General features: G+C 69.0%; 16 protein-coding genes. 4 read left to right on the top strand and 12 right to left on the bottom strand.

The window, feature by feature from the left end; genetic code table 11:
• Nucleotides 1–18 precede the first annotated feature (18 nt).
• The 11 genes from B0293_RS41735 to B0293_RS41685 form a co-directional block, all read right to left on the bottom strand.
• Nucleotides 19–627: a hypothetical protein gene (locus tag B0293_RS41735; protein ID WP_005160356.1), complete on the bottom strand. Its 609-nt coding sequence runs from the start codon at nucleotides 625–627 to the stop codon at nucleotides 19–21.
• Nucleotides 624–1,127 (bottom strand): hypothetical protein, encoded by a 504-nt coding sequence (locus B0293_RS41730; protein ID WP_005160359.1) that lies wholly within the window; start codon nucleotides 1,125–1,127, stop codon nucleotides 624–626. The genes B0293_RS41735 and B0293_RS41730 overlap by 4 nt, the downstream gene beginning before the upstream one ends.
• Nucleotides 1,112–2,305: an MCE family protein gene (locus B0293_RS41725; protein ID WP_005160361.1), complete on the bottom strand. Its 1,194-nt coding sequence runs from the start codon at nucleotides 2,303–2,305 to the stop codon at nucleotides 1,112–1,114. Before B0293_RS41725 ends, B0293_RS41730 begins: the two co-directional genes overlap by 16 nt.
• Nucleotides 2,305–3,360, bottom strand: a complete 1,056-nt coding sequence (locus B0293_RS41720) for an MCE family protein (RefSeq protein WP_005160364.1) — start codon at nucleotides 3,358–3,360, stop codon at nucleotides 2,305–2,307. Before B0293_RS41720 ends, B0293_RS41725 begins: the two co-directional genes overlap by 1 nt.
• Complete coding sequence (locus tag B0293_RS41715) at nucleotides 3,357–4,352, bottom strand: MCE family protein (protein ID WP_005160366.1); 996 nt, start codon at nucleotides 4,350–4,352, stop codon at nucleotides 3,357–3,359. The genes B0293_RS41720 and B0293_RS41715 overlap by 4 nt, the downstream gene beginning before the upstream one ends.
• Nucleotides 4,349–5,341 carry an MCE family protein gene (locus B0293_RS41710; protein WP_005160368.1) on the bottom strand — a complete coding sequence of 331 codons (993 nt, stop codon included), beginning with the start codon at nucleotides 5,339–5,341 and terminating at the stop codon, nucleotides 4,349–4,351. The genes B0293_RS41715 and B0293_RS41710 overlap by 4 nt, the downstream gene beginning before the upstream one ends.
• Nucleotides 5,338–6,345: an MCE family protein gene (locus tag B0293_RS41705; RefSeq protein ID WP_039918871.1), complete on the bottom strand. Its 1,008-nt coding sequence runs from the start codon at nucleotides 6,343–6,345 to the stop codon at nucleotides 5,338–5,340. The genes B0293_RS41710 and B0293_RS41705 overlap by 4 nt, the downstream gene beginning before the upstream one ends.
• Nucleotides 6,342–7,607 carry an MCE family protein gene (locus tag B0293_RS41700; protein ID WP_005160371.1) on the bottom strand — a complete coding sequence of 422 codons (1,266 nt, stop codon included), beginning with the start codon at nucleotides 7,605–7,607 and terminating at the stop codon, nucleotides 6,342–6,344. The genes B0293_RS41705 and B0293_RS41700 overlap by 4 nt, the downstream gene beginning before the upstream one ends.
• Nucleotides 7,604–8,455 carry an MlaE family ABC transporter permease gene (locus B0293_RS41695; protein ID WP_005160373.1) on the bottom strand — a complete coding sequence of 284 codons (852 nt, stop codon included), beginning with the start codon at nucleotides 8,453–8,455 and terminating at the stop codon, nucleotides 7,604–7,606. The genes B0293_RS41700 and B0293_RS41695 overlap by 4 nt, the downstream gene beginning before the upstream one ends.
• Nucleotides 8,455–9,249, bottom strand: a complete 795-nt coding sequence (locus B0293_RS41690; RefSeq protein ID WP_005160375.1) for an MlaE family ABC transporter permease — start codon at nucleotides 9,247–9,249, stop codon at nucleotides 8,455–8,457. Before B0293_RS41690 ends, B0293_RS41695 begins: the two co-directional genes overlap by 1 nt.
• Nucleotides 9,250–9,935: 686 nt before the next feature.
• Nucleotides 9,936–10,931 carry an LLM class flavin-dependent oxidoreductase gene (locus B0293_RS41685; protein ID WP_005160378.1) on the bottom strand — a complete coding sequence of 332 codons (996 nt, stop codon included), beginning with the start codon at nucleotides 10,929–10,931 and terminating at the stop codon, nucleotides 9,936–9,938.
• 174 nt (nucleotides 10,932–11,105) lie between these two features.
• On the opposite strand from B0293_RS41685, the gene B0293_RS41680 reads away from it, so the two are divergent.
• On the top strand, nucleotides 11,106–14,921 hold the full coding sequence (locus B0293_RS41680; RefSeq protein ID WP_456061847.1) for an nSTAND1 domain-containing NTPase: 3,816 nt from the start codon (nucleotides 11,106–11,108) through the stop codon (nucleotides 14,919–14,921).
• Nucleotides 14,922–15,188: 267 nt separating this feature from the next.
• Here B0293_RS41680 and B0293_RS41675 read toward each other — a convergent pair whose 3' ends face one another.
• On the bottom strand, nucleotides 15,189–17,303 hold the full coding sequence (locus B0293_RS41675) for a HelD family protein (protein WP_039918875.1): 2,115 nt from the start codon (nucleotides 17,301–17,303) through the stop codon (nucleotides 15,189–15,191).
• A 104-nt stretch (nucleotides 17,304–17,407) separates the two neighbouring features.
• On the opposite strand from B0293_RS41675, the gene rsmD reads away from it, so the two are divergent.
• From rsmD to B0293_RS41660, 3 genes are all read left to right on the top strand, one after another.
• Complete coding sequence (gene rsmD, locus B0293_RS41670) at nucleotides 17,408–17,980, top strand: 16S rRNA (guanine(966)-N(2))-methyltransferase RsmD (protein ID WP_280620734.1); 573 nt, start codon at nucleotides 17,408–17,410, stop codon at nucleotides 17,978–17,980.
• Nucleotides 17,981–18,032: 52 nt separating this feature from the next.
• Nucleotides 18,033–18,515 carry a pantetheine-phosphate adenylyltransferase gene (gene coaD, locus B0293_RS41665; RefSeq protein ID WP_005160393.1) on the top strand — a complete coding sequence of 161 codons (483 nt, stop codon included), beginning with the start codon at nucleotides 18,033–18,035 and terminating at the stop codon, nucleotides 18,513–18,515.
• Nucleotides 18,516–18,614: 99 nt separating this feature from the next.
• Entirely contained in the window at nucleotides 18,615–19,304 is a 690-nt protein-coding gene (locus tag B0293_RS41660; RefSeq protein ID WP_005160398.1) for a ribonuclease domain-containing protein, read from the top strand.
• The last annotated feature ends 50 nt before the right edge of the window (nucleotides 19,305–19,354 follow it).

Raw genomic sequence — 19,354 nt, 5'->3', positions numbered from 1 at the left:
TGGGGAAATGCCGGTTTGTCACCGCGGGACGAGATCGATGATGACCCAATTGTCGCCTTCGCGTTCCGCGGTGATCGAAAGCTGGGCGGCGGCCGTCGACGACGAATTGTTGTCGGCCCGCGTCGCCGCCTGATCGAGGAATACGAGCAGCCGTGCTTTACCGCCGCCGAGTTCCTGGACGGCGGACGAGGAAACGCGGGTCGTGAGGACGAGTTTCTGTGCCGGAGCCTTTTCCCTGACCTGGGCGAACAACCGGTTGTACGACTCCAGCGCCTTGCCTCTCAGCGCCGAAGCGGCCGCCTTTTCGGTGACGTCGGTCCGGTCGTAGGAATAGGAGAAGATCTTGTTGAGCGCCACCGTGACCGCCGAGTTCACCTCGGCCGTCGCGCCGACGTCGGTGAGCGCGGTGTTCGCCGCCGACGGCGTGGCCGAGATCGACCTCGCCTCCAGCGTGAACCACGCCCCCGCCGCCACCAGCACGGCGGCCGCGGCCAGCAGGATCAGAAACAGCTTCGGCCTGCGGGACGGCTGTTCGGCGGTCTCTTCGGTGACGGTTTCGGCCTCGGACGTGGCTTCGGGCTCGGTCTCGGCATCGGTTTCGGGCTCGGTCTCTGCCGCGGCGGTCATCGCGCACCCACCGGGAGCTGGTCGAGCGCGCTGAGCTTCCAGCCTTCGCCGGTCCTGGTCAGCCCGGCGGCGAACCGGTTGCGCTTCGTCGTCGGCGCCGTGCCTTCCTTCGCCATCGTGATCTCCACCGAGGCCAGCATCTTGGCCGTGCCCGCGTGTTCGTCGAGTTCGCTGATCGCCGCGTCGAGCACCTTGCCCGTCGAGACCGTCGCGTCCTTGGTGAGCGTCTGCTTCGTCGCGTCGTCGGTCTTGCCCAGCTGATCGCGCAGGGGACCGGTCGACGCGGCGAGCCAGTCGGCGATGCCCTCCTCGACGCGGTGGTGGTCGAGACTGGTCAGCCGGGCGACCAGCTCCCTCCCGGACTTCAGCGCTTCGTCGCGCGAGTTCCCGTAGGACACGGCCTCGGAGCCCGTCGCGGTGAACCAGGTGTACCCGGCCCAGCCGGCGAACGCGCAGGCCGCGACGAACACGGCGATCGCGATCTTCAGTTGCGCAGCCACAACATCTCCTCGAGGCTGGTGGACGTCGGCTGGCCGTCGGCGCCGAACCCGCCGGGGATCGCGGCGGGCGGGACACCGCCCTTCGGCGCGTTTTGCGAGCCGCGGACCGAACTCGGGTTGCCCCGTTCGAGCGTGCACGCGGCCCCGGTGTTGAACGGCAGCGGCGAGAGATCCGCGCTGCTGCGGATCGTCGTGCGCTCGTAGCCCTTGGTGCACGGCATCGGATCGAAGAAGTTCAGGACCAGGCCGATCTTCCCGGACTTCTCGTCGATGGCCGCGTCGACCGCGGAGACCGCCTTGGGGGTGTTGATCAGCAGTTGCCGCAGTCCGTCGGTGCGCGCGGAGAACACGTGGGACGTGGTGAGCAGGTTCGCCAGCAGGATCGGCAGACCGGGCTCGTTGTCCCGCAGCAGCCCGGAGAGCTGGGTCGCGGCTTCGGGCGCGGTCGCGATCAGCTGCCGGAGGTCACCGTCCGACCGGGACAGCTGTTCGGCGAACTGCTTCGCGTTGTCGCTGAACTGCCGCCACGCCTGCGACGAGTCGACTTGGGTCCTGAGCACGGTCGAGCCGTCGGTGAGCAGTTTCTCCGTCTGCGGCAGGTGGTTCGCGGCCTGCTTGGTGAAGTCGGTGGTGGAGTCCAGCAGGACCTGGAGGTTCGCGCCGGAGCCGCGCAGGGCGTTGTCGAGCTCGTCGACCACGATCCGCAGATCCTCGGTCGGCACGGACGCGGTGAGCGAGTCCAGGTCGGTGAGCAGATGCTGCACCGGCAGCGGAACGCTCGTCGCCTCGCGCGGGATGACCGAACCTTCGGCGAGGAACGGCCCGTCACCGGTCCTCGGCTGCAGGTCGACGAACTGCTCGCCGACGGCGGACCGGTTCGCCACGACCGCCCGCGAGTTCGCGGGGATCGGCGGCGCGTCGTCGTCGATCAGCAGATCCGCTTCCATGCCCCCGGCGGTGAGCCGGAGTTCGCCGACCCGGCCGACGGCGACGCCGCGGTAGGTCACCTCGCCGTTGGTGAACAGACCTCCGCCGTCGGCCAGCGCGAGCTTCACGGTGTACCCGCCCGCCCCGAAAAGCCTGCCGAGGCCCGCGTAGTTGGCTCCCACGAACGCCGTCGTCGCCAGCGCGATGACGACGAACGCGATCACCTGGATCCGGATACGGGTGGTGAGCATCAGCTACCTCCGGAAGACGGCAGCGGAAGGGTCGGGAGGCCCTCCGGGACACCCTCGCCCGGCGGGGGCAGGACCACGCCCGGCCCGGGGATCATCGAGGCGTAGACGTTCAGGTAGTCGCCCTTGATCCCGTCGCGGACGGCGTCGGTGAACGGGAACGTCGGCAGGATCTCCAGCGACTTGGGCAGGTTCTCGCCGGCGTCGGCCAGCCGCTTGAGGATCGGCGCGAGCGCGGTGAGATCCGCGACGAGGTCGGCGCGGGTCTTCTTGATCACGTCGACGCCGACCCCGGAGAGCCGGTCCAGCGACTGCAACATCGAAACGAGCTGAGTGCGCTGTTCGGAAAGGCTCTTCAGTCCGGGCGTGAGGTCGGTGAGCGCGCCTTCCACCTGCGTCTTCCGGTTCGCCAGCGTCGTCGAGAGCCGGTTGAGCCCGTCGAGCGCCGAGGTGATGTCGGAGCGATGCGAGTCCAGGTTGGACACCAGCTGTTCCACAGTGGACAGGAAGGAGCGGATCTCCTCCTCGTTGCCGTCCATCACCTTCGACAGCTCGCGGTTGATGGTCTGCAGCTGACCGATCCCGCCGCCGTTGAGCAGCAGGGACAGCGCGCCGAAGATCTCCTCGAACTCCGGGTTGCGGTTCGTGCTCGCGACGGGGATCACCGCGCCGTCGCCCAGCCTGCCTTCGGCCTTCGCCGCGCTCGGGGCGAGTTCGATGAACTTCTCGCCGAGCAGGCTGGACTGCCGCAGCCGCGCGATGGCGTTGGCGGGCAGGTGGACGTCGCCGTTGACCGCCAGGACGGTTTCGGCCGTCCAGCCGTCCTCGCCGAGTTTGATCGTCTCGACCCGGCCGACCGGGACGTCGCCGACCTTCACCGCGGCCTGGGGCACCAGGTCGAGCACGTCGGCGAACTGTACGGTCAGCCGGTACGGATGGTCGCCGATGTCCGCGCCGCCGGGCAGCGGCAGGTCGTAGACGCCCTTGAAATCCGAGGAACAGGCGGTGAGCGCGACACAGCACGCGGCGAGCACCGCGATCGTGCGTTTCGTGGTCATCGGCGCCCCCCGCTGTAGGTGTCGCCGGAGACCGGCAGCGGGAGCGGGGCGTAGTCGCCGAGGAACCCGCGGCCCTGCAGCTTCCCGGTCTTCGGGTCGACGGCTTCGAGCGCGTTCGTCACCGCCAGCGGGATCGTGTCCAGGGTCTCGGCCAGCGCGGCGCGCTTGTCGACCAGTGTCCCGGTGGTCACCGCGAGTTTGTCCACATTGGACTTGATCAGCGCGCGGTTGTCCCGGATGAACTGCTGGATCTGCGCGAGCGCGCCGCCGAGGCCGTTGAGCGCGCGGGCGAGTTCGTCCTTGTTCTGCGCCAAGGTCCCGGTCACGGAGGCGAGCTGCCTGTTGATCTCGCCGACGTTCCGGTCGTTGGTCGCCAGCATCGAGGTGAACCGCTGGAGCTCGTCGACGGTGGCGAACAGGTTCTGCGAGTTCCCGGACAGCGTCCTGGCGAGGTCGGCGAAGTTGCGCACCGACTCGTTGAACGGCTTTCCGTTGCCCTGCAGGTTCTTCGCGCCGGTGCGCAGCAGATCCGAAAGCGCGCCGTCGGCGTTCGCGCCCTTGGGGCCGAGCGCCTTGGCGAGGGTGTCGAGGCTGGAGTAGAGCTGGTCGAGTTCCACCGGCGTGCCGGTGCGCTCCACCGGGATCACCGCGCCGTCGTCCAGCCGGTTCCCGGCGCGCGTGAGCTTGGTGAACTGGACGTACCGGTCGGCGACCACGCTCGGCGCCACGACCAGGACGTTCGTGTCGGCGGCGATCGGCGTCGAGCCGTCGACGGTCAGCACGACCTTGACCTGTTCGCCTTCCGGGGCCACCGATTCGACCTGGCCGACCCGGACGCCGAGCACCCGGACGTCCGATCCACTGTAGACACCGACGGCGCGCGAGAAGTACACGGTGACGCGGTCGAGCCCGCTGCCGGAGAAGATCCACCAGAGCCCGCCGACGACGGCCAGCGCGAGCACGAGTGCCAGGGTGACGAACCTGCTGATCACCGGCCACCTCCACGGGGGATCACCGGGGTGCACGGATCCCGGTTCTCCGGGATGAGCCCGCACAGGTAGCTGTCCACCCAGCGTCCGTTGCCGAGGGAGTTGTTCACCACGCGGAAGTACGGCGCGGCGAGGTCGAGGCTCTTGGCGAGATTGTCGTTCTGCCGCTGCAGGATGTCGGTCACCTCTCCGAGCTGGCTGAGCGCTCCGCCGAGCTGGTCCTTGTTGTCCTGCACCAGTCCCGAAAGCTGGGCGGCGAGGTCCTGCGAGCCGGTCAGCAGGTCGTGGATCGCCTGCCGCCGGTTGTCCAGTTCGGTCAGCAGCAGGTTGCCGTCCGAGAGGAGCTTGGCGAAGTCCTCGTTCGAGTTCGCGAGCGTCGTGGTCAGGCCGTGCGCGTTCGACAGCAGGCTGGCGAGTTCGTTGTCCCTGGAGGACACGGTCTTCGACAGCGACGTCAGCCCGTCGAGGGCCTTCCGGATGTGCTCCGGCGAGTTCTTGAACGTGTCGGACAGCGTGGTGAAGCTCTCCGCGAGCTGGTCGGTGTCGATCGCGCCCGCGGTGTCGGCCAGCCCGTTGAACGCCTCGGTGACGTCGTAGGGGGTGACGGTCCGGGTGCGCGGGATGACCTGCTTCGGGTTCTGCACCGTCTCGCCGGTCGGGCGCAGCGCGAGGAACTTCCGGCCCAGCAGCGTCTTGATCTTGATCTCGGCGGCGGTCTTGTCGCCGACCCAGGCGTCCTTGACCCGGAAGCTCACCACCACGTGGTCCTCGGCGAGCTGGACCTCGCTCACCTCGCCGACCTTGATCCCGGCGATCCGCACCTCGTCGTCGGCCTGCAGCCCGGCCGCTTCGGAGAATTCGGCCTGGTAGGTGGTTCCGGAGCCGATGATCGGGAGGTTCTCGTAGTTGAGCGTCGCGGTCAGCAGCCCGGCGGCGACGACGCTGCCGACGACCCCGATGACGATCGGATTCCGTTCCTTGAAGGGTTTCACGACGTGCACCTCTCCGCCGTCGCCGGGACCCCGCGGGGCGGGTCGCTTCGGAGCACGGCCGAGCACAGGTAGAAGTTCATCCACGATCCGTACGAGCTGATCCGCCCCAGGTCGTCCAGCTTTCCCGGCAGCACGGTGAGGAACTTCTCGACCTCGGCCTTGCCGTCTTTCGCCGTGAGCGCGCCGGAAAGCAGGCCGAGGCCTTCGATGCTGTCCTTGAGCGGCTTCCTGCCCTGGTCGAGCAGACCGGCCGTGGCGGTGGTGAGGTCCGCGAGCCCGGAGACGGCCTCCCCGATCTCGGCGCGGTCACCGGCGAGGCCGGACACCAGCTCCTTCAGCGTGGAGACCAAAGTGGACAGCGCGTCGCCCTTGCCGTTGATGGTCTTCAGCACCGTGTCCAGGTTCGTGATCACGTCGCCGATCACCTTGTCGCGGCCGGCGAGCGTGGTGGTCAGCGAACCGGTGTGCGCCAGCAGGCTTTCCACCGTGCCGCCCTCGCCTTGCAGCACCTGGACGATCTCGCCGGAGAGCTGGTTGACGTCCTTCGGCGACAGCGCCTGGAACAGCGGTTTGAAGCCGTTGAACAGTTCCGTCAGGTCCAGCGCGGGAGTCGTGCGCTCCAGCGGGATCTCCGCGCCCGGCTCCAGGAGGTCCTTGGTGCCCTTGCCGCGTTCGAGGGCGATGTAGCGCTGGCCGACCATGTTGCGGTACTTGATCACCGCGTTCACGTCCGCGGGCAGCCTGCGCTGGGAGTCGAGGGAGAACCTGACGCGCGCCAGGCTGTGGTCGGCGATCTCCAGCTCCTCGATCTGGCCGACCCGCACCCCGGAGATCCGGACGTCGTCGCCGACGTTCAGCGACGTCGCGTCGAGGAATTTGGCGCTGTAGGTCTTGGTGTCGCCGAGGCCGGTGTTGGTGATGGACACCGCCAGCAGCACCGTGGCCAGTGTCGTGATGACGACGAAGATCAGCCCCTTGATCAGCGGGCTCACGAAGTTCCTCATCGCAGGGTCACCTCCGTGCCCCGGTAGAGCGGGCCGACGAGCACACTGCCCCAGGCGGGCACCTGGCTCGCCGGGACGCCCGCCGACGGCGCGACCAGCGTCGAGATCAGTTCCCGTTCCTGCGGCGAGTTCGCCAGGCCGAGGTCGCCCTGGACGCCCGGGAGCGCGGCGGTCTTCTCACCGGTCGCCTCGATGCCCTGGCTCATCATGCCGTTCGACGGATAGCAGCGAGGTTCCCCGGTGGCGTTGTAGACCGGGTCGTCCTTGCCGGGGACGTATTTGCCGCGGGGCTGGGTGATGGTGATCTCCGCGTGCAGGCCGGGTTCGTCGGTGCCCTTGCCCAGGACCTTGTCCATCTGCGGCTTCAGTTCGGCCAGCGCGGTCAGGGTGCAGGCGAAACTCGGCGAGTACTTCGCGCCGAGTTCGAGCGAGGCCCGGCTGTCGGTGGTGAGCGCGATGATGTTGGCGCGGTTGTTGGCGAGGAACGTCGTGACCTGCTGGGAGGACGACGTCACCTGCTGGTACACCGTCGCCAGCTCGGCGCGTTTCTCCTTGACCGTGTCGAGGGTGACCGCCGAGGCGCTCAGCGCGTCGAGCAGATCCGGCGCGATGTCGCCGTACAGCTTGGAAACCGTCGCGAGGTCGCGGATGTTGTCGTTCAGCGCCGGGAGGTTCGGGTTGAACTTCTGGAGGTAGTCGGCGGCGGTGGCGAAGGTGTCGCCGATCTGCTCGCCGCGACCTTCCAGCGCGGTGGCGACCGTGGTCAGCGTGGTGGCGAGCTTCTGCGGCTGCACCGCCTTGAGCAGCGGCAACAGGTTGTCGAAGACCCGCTCCAGTTCGATCGCGTTGGCCGAGCGGTCCTGGCTGATCACGTCGCCCGACGCCAGCGGCCGCGCGGTCGATCCGTCCGGAATGGACAGTTGCACGTACCGCTCACCGAACAGGGTCTTCGGCACGAGCAGCGCGGACACGTTCTCCGGCAGCTGGGAGACCTTGCCGGGCTCCATGGCCAGGTCGATCTCCGCGCCCGACGGCGTGGCGCGGACGCCGCGGATCTCGCCGACCACCACGCCGCGCGCCTTGACCTGCCCGCCCGCGCGCAGCTGGTTGCCGACCCGGTCCGCCTGCAAGGTCACCGGGACCGACGTGACGAAGTCCTTCCGGTAGATCTTGACCGACAGCAGCACGAGGGCGGACATCACCACGAGGAACAGCACCCCGGCCGTCCTGACCCCGGCTTTGCGCAGCCCGCGCCGGCTCATCCGGCCACCTGCACCGTCGTGGTCGCGCCCCAGATCGCGAGGCTGAGGAAGAAGTCGAGCACGCTGACCGCCACGATCGCGGTCCGCACGCCGCGGCCGACGGCCACCCCGACGCCCGCCGGACCGCCGCTCGCGCGGAACCCGTAGTAACAGTGGGCGAGCACGATCACGACGCTGAACACCAGCACCTTGCCGAACGACCAGAGCACGTCGCCGGGCGGCAGGAACAGCAGGAAGTAGTGGTCGTAGGTGCCCGCGGACTGGCCGTAGAACCAGACGGTGATCTGGCGCGACGCGAGATACGAGGTCAGCAGGCCGATCGCGTACAACGGGATGACCGCGAGGAAGCCCGCGATGATCCGGGTGGTCACCAGGTACGGGACGCTGGGGATGCCCATCACTTCGAGGGCGTCGATCTCCTCGGAGATCCGCATCGCGCCCAGCTGCGCGGTGAAGCCGCAGCCGACGGTGGCCGAAAGCGCCAGCCCGGCGACGAGCGGTGCGATCTCGCGGGTGTTGAAGTACGCCGAGACGAACCCGGCGAACGCCGACGTGCCGACCTGGTTGAGCGCCGAGTAACCCTGGAGCCCGACGACCGTGCCGGTGAACACGGTCATCCCGATCATCACGCCGATCGTGCCGCCGATGACCGCGAGCGCGCCGCTGCCGAAGCTGACTTCGGCGAGCAGGCGGGTGATCTCGCGGAGGTAGCGGCGCACCGCGCGCGGCACCCAGGCCAGCGCCTTGAGGAAGAAGAGGATCTGGTCGCCGAGGGTGTCCAGGAAACCGAACCGGCGGTCCACGGCTTCGCGGACCCGGGTCGCTCGGGTGGGTGCGGTCGTGGTCATCAGCTGCCCTTCGCCGGGACGAGCTGGAGGTAAAGCGTCGTCAGCACGAGGTTCAACAGGAACAGGAGCAGGAACGTGATCACCACGGATTGGTTCACCGCGTCACCGACGCCTTTCGGGCCGCCTTTCGGATTGAGCCCGCGATAAGAGGCGACGATCGCCGCGACGAAACCGAAGATGACCGCTTTGATCTCGCTGATCCAGAGGTCCGGCAGCTGCGCGAGCGCGGAGAAACTGGCCAGATAGGCACCCGGTGTCCCGTTCTGCATGATGACGTTGAAGAAATAGCCGCCGAGGACGCCGACCACGCTGACCATTCCGTTCAGGAATGCGGCGACGCCCATCGCGGCGAGCACGCGCGGCACGATCAGGCGCTGGATCGGGGAGACCCCGAGCACCTCCATCGCGTCGATCTCCTCGCGGATCGTGCGGGACCCGAGGTCCGCGCACATCGCCGAACCGCCGGCGCCCGCGATCAGCAGCGCCGTCACGATCGGGCTCGCCTGCTGGATGATCGCCAGCACACTGGCCGCGCCGGTGAAGGACTGCGCGCCGATCTGCGCGGTCAGCGAACCGATGTGCAGCGCGATCACCGCGCCGAACGGGATCGCGACCAGCGCCGTCGGCAGGATCGACACACTCGCGATGAACCAGAACTGCTGGATCAGCTCACGGGCCTGGAACGGCCGCCGGAAGGTCAGGCGGACGACGTCGAGGCCGAGCGAGTACAGCCTGCCCGTCTCCCGGAGCGCACCCGCGCCGGGGAATGAGGGTGCGCCAGTCCGGACGCCCACGCCGACCCTCCAGTTTTCCGGGCACGGCGAATACACCCCAGGTTGCGCAATTCCTTTGCTCCGAATGGCGGAGCGGAATCGTTGAATAGGATCAACGGGGTGTTACCGTGCTGTTTGCTACTGGTCGGTACGCTAATGACGCGCCTGCTTGGTGACAAGAACTTCGGTCCGATCAAGACGTCACGTCCTGGTAACCGGTGAATTCTTGTCCCTTCGTGACAAAGGCGGACGTGGATCTTGTCCGTTCTTTCGTGATCTCCGGCGCGGTGGGCCGTTCCGTGCTTCGGGGTGGGTGAGAGGCGGGACGGTCACCCGCTTGGAGTCTCGATCAGTCCTCGAGTGGCGGCGCCTTCTCGTACCTCAGGTATCTACAGCCGAGCGGGTTCGCGTGATCGCGTGGACGACACACGTGATCAGACGGACGACACACGTGACTGGACGGACGACTCGCGGGAGGACCCCGGCCGCGCGCGTGTCGTCCATCTGATCACACGTGTCGTCCACGCAATCACACGAAAGCGCCCGATTGGTCGGTCGCAGGCCGATTCCGTGAAGGCCTCCTTCCCTCAGCTCAGCCGAGGAAACTCGACCTTCACACCTTGCCCAGTACATGAAGGCCCCCTTCCTTGCGCCTAGTGCAAGGAAGGGGGCCTTCATGTACTTCAGGTGAGCGGAGCCGAGCCAGGTCAGCGCGCCAGTTCGGACACCAGTTCATAGGAGCGGACCCGGTCCGCCTGGTCGTGCACCATGGTCGTGATCATCAGCTCGTTCGCGCCCGTGTCGGCCAGCAGCGTCTCGAGTCCCTTGTGGACCGTCTCGGGCGAACCGATGACGCTGCTCGAAGCCCGGTCCTCGATGAACACGCGCTCGATGTCGGTGTACGGGTACGCCGCGGCCTCTTCCGGCGTCGGCAGCGGGATGGGGCGGCCCTTGCGCAGGCTGAGGAACGTCAAGCCGCTGGGCGCGGCGAGGTACTGGGCCCGCTCGTCGGTCTCGGCGGCCACCACGGAGACGCCGAGCATCACGTACGGCTCGTCGAGGACGTCCGACGGCTTGAACGAGTCGCGGTAGAGCGCCACGGCGGGAAGCGTGTTCTCGGCGCTGAAGTGGTGCGCGAAGGAGAACGGCAGGCCCAGTTCGCCCGCCATCCGCGCGCTGAAGCCGCTCGACCCGAGCAGCCACACCGGCGGCTTGTTGCCCTCGGCGGTCACGGCGTTGACCGCGCGCTGGTCGGAGTGCTCGAAGTAGGCGAGCAGTTCCGCGAACTGCTGCGGGAAGTTCTCCGCGGTCAGCCCGCCGGGGCCGCGCAGCGCGAGCGCGGTCCGCTGGTCGGTACCCGGGGCGCGGCCGATGCCGAGGTCGATCCGGCCGGGGTGGAACGCCTCCAGGGTGCCGAACTGTTCGGCGACCACCAGCGGCGCGTGGTTCGGCAGCATGACCCCGCCGGAGCCGACCCGGATGCGTTCGGTGGCGGCGGCGACCTGGCCGATCATCACGGCGGTCGCGGAGCTCGCGATCCCGGGCATGTTGTGGTGCTCGGCGAGCCAGTACCGGTGGTAGCCGAGCGCTTCGGTCCGGCGGGCGAGATCGAGGGTGTTGCGCAGCGAATCGCCCACACCGCCCCCGGCCACGACGGGCGAGAGGTCGAGCACGGACAGCGGGATGTCAGGCAAGGAGGTCACGCCTCGGTACAACGCGCCCGGCCCCCGATCCCTTCCCGTGACATCGGGCACCTGTCAATCGATCGAAATTAACCGACCCGATGTACTCGGTGCTCGTCGGACTTCCGCCGTTTTCACGGTACGGTTGCCCCCGAATGCGACCGTGGGAAAACCACTGAAAAGAAAGGATTGAGAGTGCCGCGTCCGGAGAGACCTTTGGGCCCCGGTGACGATCCGTTGCTCGAGTTCGCCGCCGATCTCCGGCGATTGCGGGAGAAAGCCGGAAACCCGACGTACCGCGAGCTGGGCAGGCGCGCCCACTACTCGGCCGGCACCCTCTCCGAAGCCGCCGGCGGAAAGAAGATGCCCAGCTTGGCGGTCACGTTGGCCTATGTCCGGGCGTGTGACGGGCCCGAGGCGGAGTGGGAGGCTCGATGGCACGACGTGACCGAGCGAACGCGCTCGGGAGTCAGCGATTCACCGGTTGCCCCACCGAATGGGGAATCTGCCCCTTATATCGGCTTGACCGCATTCGGGCCGGGTGACGCGGGGCGATTCTTCGGTCGCGAACGACTTGTCGAGAAACTGGTTACCCGGCTTTCGGGGCAAAGATTTCTGGCGGTTCTGGGAGCTTCCGGTTCCGGTAAGTCGTCGTTGCTGCGGGCGGGTCTGCTGCCCGTCGTCGAAGAGAACTCCGTCACGGTGCTGATGACCCCCGGCTCGCGGCCGCTGCAGGAGTGCGCCGTCCAGTTCGGCGCCGCGCTCGGCCTCGCTCCCGGTGGCCTGCTCGCCGAGTTCGCCGAGCATCCGCGCAACCTCGGTCTCGCCGCCCGCCAACTGGTCACCGACCGTGAGGGCGACGTCGTGCTGGTCGTCGACCAGTTCGAAGAGGTCTTCACGCTCTGCCAGGACGCCGACGAGCGAGCGGCCTTTCTGTCCGCGCTGGTCACCGCGACCACCGAGCCGGAGAGCCGGACCAGGGTCGTCCTCGGCATCCGCACCGACTTCTACACGCACTGCGCGCGGCACCCCGAGCTGGTCGAGGCCATGCAGGACGCGCAGATCCTCGTCGGCCCGATGAGCACCGAGGAGCTGCGGCAGGCCATCTCGCGGCCGGCGATCGACGCCGGGTACCGCGTCGAGAACGCGCTGGTCTCGCGGCTGGTCGCCGACGCGACCGGGCAGCCCGGCGTGCTGCCGCTGCTCTCGCACGCGCTGCTGGAGACCTGGCGCCGCCGCCACGGCAACACCCTCACCCTCACCGGCTACGAGTCCACCGGCGGGATCGAACGGTCGGTCGCGCAGACCTCCGAGCACACCTTCACCGCGCTGAGCGAACACCAGCAGCGGCTGGCGAACCAGATCTTCCTGCGGATGACCGCGCTCGGCGAGGGCACCGAGGACACCAAACGCCGCATCACCCGCGACGAGGTGGACGCCGACGACCCGGACGTCGCCGTCGTGCTGGACAGGCTGGCCTCCTCGCGGCTGGTCACCCTCGACGACAACGGCATCGAGATCGCGCACGAGGCGCTGATCCGCGGCTGGCCACGCCTGCGCGAGTGGCTCGCCGAGGACCGCGAGGGCCTGCGCGTGCACCGGCAGCTCACCGAGGCGACCGACGCGTGGGAGTCGGTCGGCTGCGACGACGGCTGGCTCTACCGCGGCGCCCGGCTGTCCATCGCCATGGAGTGGGCAGGCGAGCACGACAGCGCGCTCTCCCAGCGCGAACGCCGCTTCCTCGACGCCAGCGTGGCCATCGAGAACCACGAACAGGCCGTCGCGCGCCGCCGCACCCGGCGGTTGCGCCAGCTGGTCGCGCTCCTGGCCGTGCTGCTGGTGCTGGCGACGGCCGCGATGGTGTACGCCGTCCGCGCCGAGCACACGGCGACCAGCCAGCGCAACAACGCGCTCGCGCAGAAGGTCGCCGGGCAGGCCCTCGAGATGCGATCGACGAACCCGGCGCTGGCCGCGCAGCTCGCGCTGGCGGCGTACCGCGTCGACCCGGGGGTGGAAACCCGCGGCAGCGTGCTCGGGATGGTCGCCTCGCCGTATTCGACCCGGGTTCCCGGGCACGCCAACCGGGTCAACTCGGCCGCCCTGCGCGGCGACGGCCAGGTGCTGGTGACCGGCAGCTGGGACCAGACGGCGAAGCTGTGGGACGTCAAGGATCCCTATCGCCCGAGCGAGCTGGCCACGCTGTCCGGGCACACCGGCAACGTCAACTCGGTGGCGTTCAGCGCCGACGGCGGCGCGGTCGCGACGGCGGGCTGGGACAAGACCGCGCGGCTGTGGAACGTCGCCGATCCCGCGAAACCCGGGCCGGGCGTGGTGGTCGGGGAGCATCCGAGCCGGGTCAACGCGGTCGCGTTCAGCCCGAAGGCGCCGGTGCTCGCCACCTCGGACGGCGACGGCACGATCCGCCTGTTCGACGTCCGCGATCTCGCGAAGCCGGTGCTCGTGGCCACCCTGACCGGGCACACCGGCAACGTCAACGGTCTCGCCTACGCCCCCGACGGCCGGTCGCTCGCCTCGGCGGGCGCGGACAAGACCGTACGGCTTTGGGACGTCGCCGAGCCGCCCAAGGCCAGGCCGCTCGGCGTGGCGAACGGGCACACCGCAGGCGTCCACGCCGCCGCGTTCAGCCCGGACGGCCGGACGCTCGCCACCGCGAGCATCGACCAGAGCGCGCGGCTGTGGGACCTCGCCGACCCGATGGCGCCCGCGCCGCTGGCGACGATGACCGCGCACAAGACCATCGTGCGGTCCGTGGCGTTCAGCCCCGACGGGACGACGCTGGCCACGACCGGTTTCGACCGCAACGCGCGGCTGTGGGACGTCACCGATCCGCGGAAGCCGCGAGAGAAACCGCCGCTCACGGGGCACACCGCGGCGGTGGTCTGGGCGGTGTTCTCCCGCGACGGCCGCACGCTGGTGACCGCGAGCGACGACCAGACGGTGCGGCTGTGGGAGCTGCCGGGGCCCGCGATCAGCGGTGCGGCGAAGTCGGCCTGCCGGGCGGTGTTCAGCGCCGACGGGAAGCTGATGGCCACCGGGAGCCAGGACGGCGTGGTCCGCCTGAACGACGTCGCCGATCCGCGGAGCCCGCGTGAGCTGGGCAGGATCCCGGGCTTCGGCAACGGTGTCTGCGGTCTCGCGTTCAGCCCGGACGGCCGGACGCTCGCCGCCGGCTCCTGGGACCACACGATGCGGCTGATCGACGTCACCGATCCGCGGAAGCCGGTCGACCTCGGCGTCTTCGACAGACCTCCGGAGGACATCGACGCGGTCGCGTTCAGCCCGGACGGCCGGACTCTCGCGACCGCGGGCACCGCTCACACGGTGCGGCTCTGGGACGTGGCGGACCCGCGGAAACCCGTCGAACTCGCGACCCTGACCGGGCACGAGGACGACGTCCATTCGATCGCGTTCGGCCCGGACGGCCGCACTCTGCTGACCGGGGGCTGGGACCACACCGCGCGACTGTGGGACGTCTCCATGGTGAAGGCGCCGAAGCAGCTTTCGGTGCTGAAGGGGCACACCGACACCGTGTTCTCCGTGGCCTTCAGCCCGGACGGCAAGCTCGCCGCCACCGGCGGCGCCGACCGCACCGCGCGGCTCTGGGACGTGTCGGATCCGGCGGCCCCGCGGGAGTCCGCGTTGGTCACCGGACACACCGACATCGTCATCTCGGTGGCGTTCAGCGGTGACGGGAAGACCTTCGCGACCGGCAGCTACGACCGGACCGTGCGACTATGGGATGTCTCCGATCCCGGGACGGTCCGCGAGTCGGCGAGTCTCGCCGAGGATGTCGACAGGGTGAACGCGGTGGCGTTCGCCCCCGACGGGCACACGCTCGCGGCCTCCGTCGCGGACGGAAGCGTGCGTCTGTGGGAGACGAGCGCCGAACGCGCCGCCGAGCGGGTCTGCGCGACCGTGTCCCCGCGGATCACGGCGGCGGAGTGGGAACAACGCCTGCCGGGGCTCGATTACCGGCCTCCGTGCCCGTGACCACCGCCGATTCGTTGTTCGGCGTTGTTGTTCGGTGAAAGCGCCGTGACACCGAACAACGATTAGGCGCTAGAAATACCCCTGGACGTGCGATGCGTCCCCACATCGTTCACTCACCGGGGGTCTGAAGGGCTCCTTCAGGACATTCACCAGTGCCCTGAAGGAGCCCTTCAGCGTATTTCGCCCCCGCCCCAGAACGCGTTTCGTCCTCTGGATGCGGTACTTGCGTGCGCAACTACCGCATCCAGAGGACGAAACGCGCCGGGATCAGGCGGCCGGGATCCAGTCCGGGTTGGAGGCCAGGACGGTCAGCTGCTGGGTCGCGCGGGTCAGCGCCACGTACAGCACCCGTCGTCCGGTGGTCGACTCCGTGATGAGGTCGTTGGGCTCCACCAGGACGACGGCGTCGTACTCGAGGCCCTTGGAGTCGAGGCTGCCGACGACCTTGAGCCGCTCGTCCGAAAGCCCGTCGAGCCAGCCCTCGACCTCGGGCACCCGGTCCATGGCGGTGATCACGCCGACGGTGCCTTCGACGACGCCCATCAGCTCCTTCACCGCGGCCTGCGTCGCCGCTTCCAGCCCGGAGGCCTCGACCGGCCGGACCTCCGGCGTGATGCCGGTCTGCCGCACCGCGCGCGGGAGTTCGTCGGCCTCGGCGTGCCCGGCGACGACCTTCGCGGCCAGGTCGAAGATCTCCGCCGAGTTCCGGTAGTTGGTGCGCAGGGTGAACCGGCGCCGCGTCGTCTTGAGCCCGAAGGCCTGGTCCCGCGCCATCGCGGCCTCGGCCGGATCCGGCCAGGAACTCTGCACCGGGTCGCCGACCACGGTCCAGCTCGCGTACTTGCCGCGCCGCCCGACCATCCGCCACTGCATCGGCGAGAGGTCCTGCGACTCGTCGACGACCACGTGCGAGTACTCGTCGTAGTGCTCGGGCCGGGTCGGGGCGCCGCCGCGTTCGGGGTTGACCTCGATGCTCTGCCTGCCCTTGCGCCGTTTCGGCGGCGGGCCGATCAGGACGCGCAGCTCGTCGAGGAGCGCGACGTCCGCGATGGTCCAGCCGCGCGAGCGGTCGGCGAAGTCGGCGGCCAGCATGCTGATCTCGGCGCGGTTGAGCAGGCCCTTCGCCGCCGAGGCGAGCCGCTTCTCGGTGCCCAGCCACCGCAGGATCTGCGCCGGGTACAGGATCGGCCACCAGACGACCAGGAACTGGTGGAACTCGATCCGCTCGCCGAGTTCGGTGATCAGCTCGGCCTTGTCGATCTGACGGCCGTCGTCCTTCGCGTGCTGCTCGGCCTTCGCGGCGAGCGCGTCGAGCAGCAGTTCCGCGGCGCGGATCCGGGACCGGTTCGGCGGCCCGCCCGCGGTGTGGACCTTGCGGCGCACCTTGTCGAGTTCGCGCGCGTTCAGCCGCAGCACTTCGCCGCGGTAGACGATCTTCATGTCCTCGGGCGCGTCCTCGGGCGTGTCCCGCAGCGCGCGCAGCAGGATCTTGCGCATCCGCAGCGAGCCCTTGATCGCCGCCAGCGGGGCCGCGTCCTGCCGGGTCGCTTCGAGGCCGTCGAGGACCTCGCCGAGCGCGCGCAGTTCGACGTTCGTCTCGCCCATCGACGGCAGCACCCGCGAGATGTAGCTGGTGAACACCCCGGACGGGCCGATCACCAGCACGCCCGCGCCGCCGAGCTGGCGGCGGTGGCGGTAGAGCAGGTACGCCGCGCGGTGCAGCGCGACCGCGGTCTTGCCGGTGCCGGGGCCGCCGGTGATCTCCGTGACACCGCGCCACGGCGCCCGGATGACCTCGTCCTGCTCCTTCTGGATGGTCGCGACGATGTCCCGCATCTTCTCGCCACGCGACCGCCCGAGCGCGGCCATGAGCGCGCCCTCGCCGACGATCTGCATGGTCTCCGGGACCGCGTCGGCGATCAGCACGTCGTCGTCGACGTCGAGCACATTCTGCCCGGAGCACCGGATCACCCGGCGCCGGACGACGTCCATCGGCTCCTCGGCCGTCGCCTGGTAGAACGCCGCGGCCGCGGGCGCGCGCCAGTCGGTGACGAGGTTGTCGAACTCGGCGTCGCGGATCCCGAGGCGGCCCACGTAGATGTGCTCTTCGTCGAGGTGGTCGAGCCTGCCGAAGACCAGGCCCTCGTACTCCGCGTCGAGGGTCTGAAGGGTCTGATTGGCGTGGTACACCATCATGTCCCGTTCGAACAGCATCGACGCCTGCTCGAAGATCGCTTCCCGCCCGGCGCCATGGCCGATCTCATAGCCCTTGGTACGCATGGCCTCTGCCTGGGCTCGCAGTTCGGCGAGCCGGGTGTAGACCGTGTCCACATGGGCTTGCTCGATGGCGATCTCGGCCCGTCTGACCCGAGGTTCGGACACGCAACGCTCCTAAACGCTTCTATCGCCTCCGAGGGCGAAGGACGACTCTACGCGAGCTGGGCGGCGGCTTCACCAAGTCCCGGGCAACGTCACGGTGGAAGCCGTTGAGGCACGATGCTGCAATGACCAGGATCGTGGCGGGGACCGCGGGCGGCAGGCGGCTGAAGGTCCCGCCGAAGGGCACGCGGCCGACGTCGGAACGCGTGCGGGAAGCGCTGTTCAACGCGCTGGAGGTCGCCGGCGAGCTGCAGGGGAGCCAGGTCCTCGACCTTTACGCGGGTTCGGGCGCGCTCGGGCTGGAGGCGTTGTCGCGCGGCGCGTCGGGCGCGCTGTTCGTCGAGTCGGACCGGCGCGCGGTCGAAGTGCTCAAGGGGAACGTCGCCGCGCTCGGGCTCGGCGGCACGGTCCGGGCCGGGGCCGTCGAGTCCGTCGTCGCGTCTCCGGCGCCGGAGACGTTCGACATCGTCCTCGCCGATCCTCCCTACGCGGTGGATTCCACCCGCCTGGGGGAGGTCATGGCCGCGCTCGCCGAGGGCCGCTGGGTCACGGACGGGGCGCTGCTGGTGATCGAACGGGCCGCGCGGGACGGCGAGCCGGACTGGCCGCCGGGCTTCGAGCCGATGCGGACGAAGCGCTACGGCGACACCGCGCTCTACTGGGCCGAATATCAGGTGTGACGCCGCACTGAGAAACGCGCAGGAGTCCGTCGGCCTTGGTAGCGTCCGCGCCATGCGGCGTGCGGTCTGTCCCGGGTCCTACGACCCGGCCACCAATGGACATCTCGACATCATCGAGCGGGCGGCCAAGCTGTTCGACGAGGTCGTCGTCGCGGTGGGGGTGAACAAGAGCAAGAAGGGCCTGTTCACCACCGAAGAGCGGATGGACATCCTGCGCGAGATCACCGCGAAGCTGCCGAACGTGCGCGTCGACTCCTGGCAGGGACTCCTGGTCGACTACTGCCGCGAGAACGACATCATCGCGGTCGCGAAGGGCCTGCGGTCGGTCAGCGACTTCGACTACGAGCTCCAGATGGCCCAGATGAACCGCGAGCTGACCGGGCTCGAAACGCTGCTGATGGCGAACAACCCGGCCTACGGTTTCGTGTCGAGCTCGCTGGTCAAGGAGATCTCCGCGCTCGGCGGCGACATCGAGCACCTGGTGCCGCCGATAGTGTTCAAACGCCTCTCGGAGAAGTACGCCGAACGAGGTTGACCCGAACGGCCGAAGCCGTTGGTCGGTCAGCGGTGAGCGGCGGTGGAGAGTTCACCTCGACGCCTTCTGGCGAACACACGATCGGGTTACGGTCCGAAAATGACCAACAAACGATCGCGGGCCGCCGCCGCGCTGCTCGTTCTGCTTGTCACGTTCTTCGGTGGGGTCGGTGCGGCACAGGCCGCGACGCCCGTCTCCATCCAGCAGAACCCTTGTGGGGATCTCACCGGGTTCAAGCACACGTCGCTCTCGTCGCTGCCCGCCGAGGCGACGACGACGTACGACCTCATCCAGAAGGGTGGGCCGTACCCGTACCCGGACAACGACGGAACCGTCTTCTCGAACCGGGAGAACATCCTCCCGAAGTGCGCTTCCGGGTACTACCACGAGTACACCGTCCCGACCCCGGGCTCGTCGAACCGCGGCACGCGCCGCATCGTCACAGGGACCGGCGGGGAGTACTTCTACACCGGCGACCACTACAAGACCTTCTCCGTGATCGACGTCAAGGGCACCCCGGCGCCGACCTGCGGTGACACCTCGAAGCTGGCGAAGATCGGCTACTCGACGCTGTCCTCCGCGGCGAAGTCCGTGGTGGACAAGGCCCGTGGTGGCGCGACCGGGACGGTCTACGAGAACCGCGAGGGTGTGCTGCCGTCGTGCGCCTCCGGTTACTACCAGCTGTTCCCGGTGGGGACGAACGACCGCGTGATCTCCGGCAAGGGCGGCGAGATCGTCTACACGCCCGACCACTACGCGACCTTCAAACTGGTGAATCTCAACGGCTGAGCCGCCCGTGCAACGTTTCGTGCCTCCTCGTCCGTGAGTTACACCGGAAC

It is taken from the genome of Amycolatopsis azurea DSM 43854 (assembly GCF_001995215.1).
Classification (GTDB): Bacteria; Actinomycetota; Actinomycetes; order Mycobacteriales; family Pseudonocardiaceae; genus Amycolatopsis; species Amycolatopsis azurea.
Note: the sequence above shows the minus strand (reverse complement) of the source record. Positions and strands in the feature narration are given on the sequence as shown.

What these genes read in the sequence shown, in the direction of transcription:
- B0293_RS41735 (WP_005160356.1), bottom strand. Translation starts at nt 627, where the DNA reads ATGACCGCCGCGGCAGAGACCGAGCCCGAAACCGATGCCGAGACCGAG.
- B0293_RS41725 (WP_005160361.1), bottom strand. Translation starts at nt 2,305, where the DNA reads ATGCTCACCACCCGTATCCGGATCCAGGTGATCGCGTTCGTCGTCATC.
- B0293_RS41720 (WP_005160364.1), bottom strand. Translation starts at nt 3,360, where the DNA reads ATGACCACGAAACGCACGATCGCGGTGCTCGCCGCGTGCTGTGTCGCG.
- B0293_RS41705 (WP_039918871.1), bottom strand. Translation starts at nt 6,345, where the DNA reads ATGAGGAACTTCGTGAGCCCGCTGATCAAGGGGCTGATCTTCGTCGTC.
- B0293_RS41700 (WP_005160371.1), bottom strand. Translation starts at nt 7,607, where the DNA reads ATGAGCCGGCGCGGGCTGCGCAAAGCCGGGGTCAGGACGGCCGGGGTG.
- B0293_RS41695 (WP_005160373.1), bottom strand. Translation starts at nt 8,455, where the DNA reads ATGACCACGACCGCACCCACCCGAGCGACCCGGGTCCGCGAAGCCGTG.
- coaD (WP_005160393.1), top strand. Translation starts at nt 18,033, where the DNA reads ATGCGGCGTGCGGTCTGTCCCGGGTCCTACGACCCGGCCACCAATGGA.
- B0293_RS41660 (WP_005160398.1), top strand. Translation starts at nt 18,615, where the DNA reads ATGACCAACAAACGATCGCGGGCCGCCGCCGCGCTGCTCGTTCTGCTT.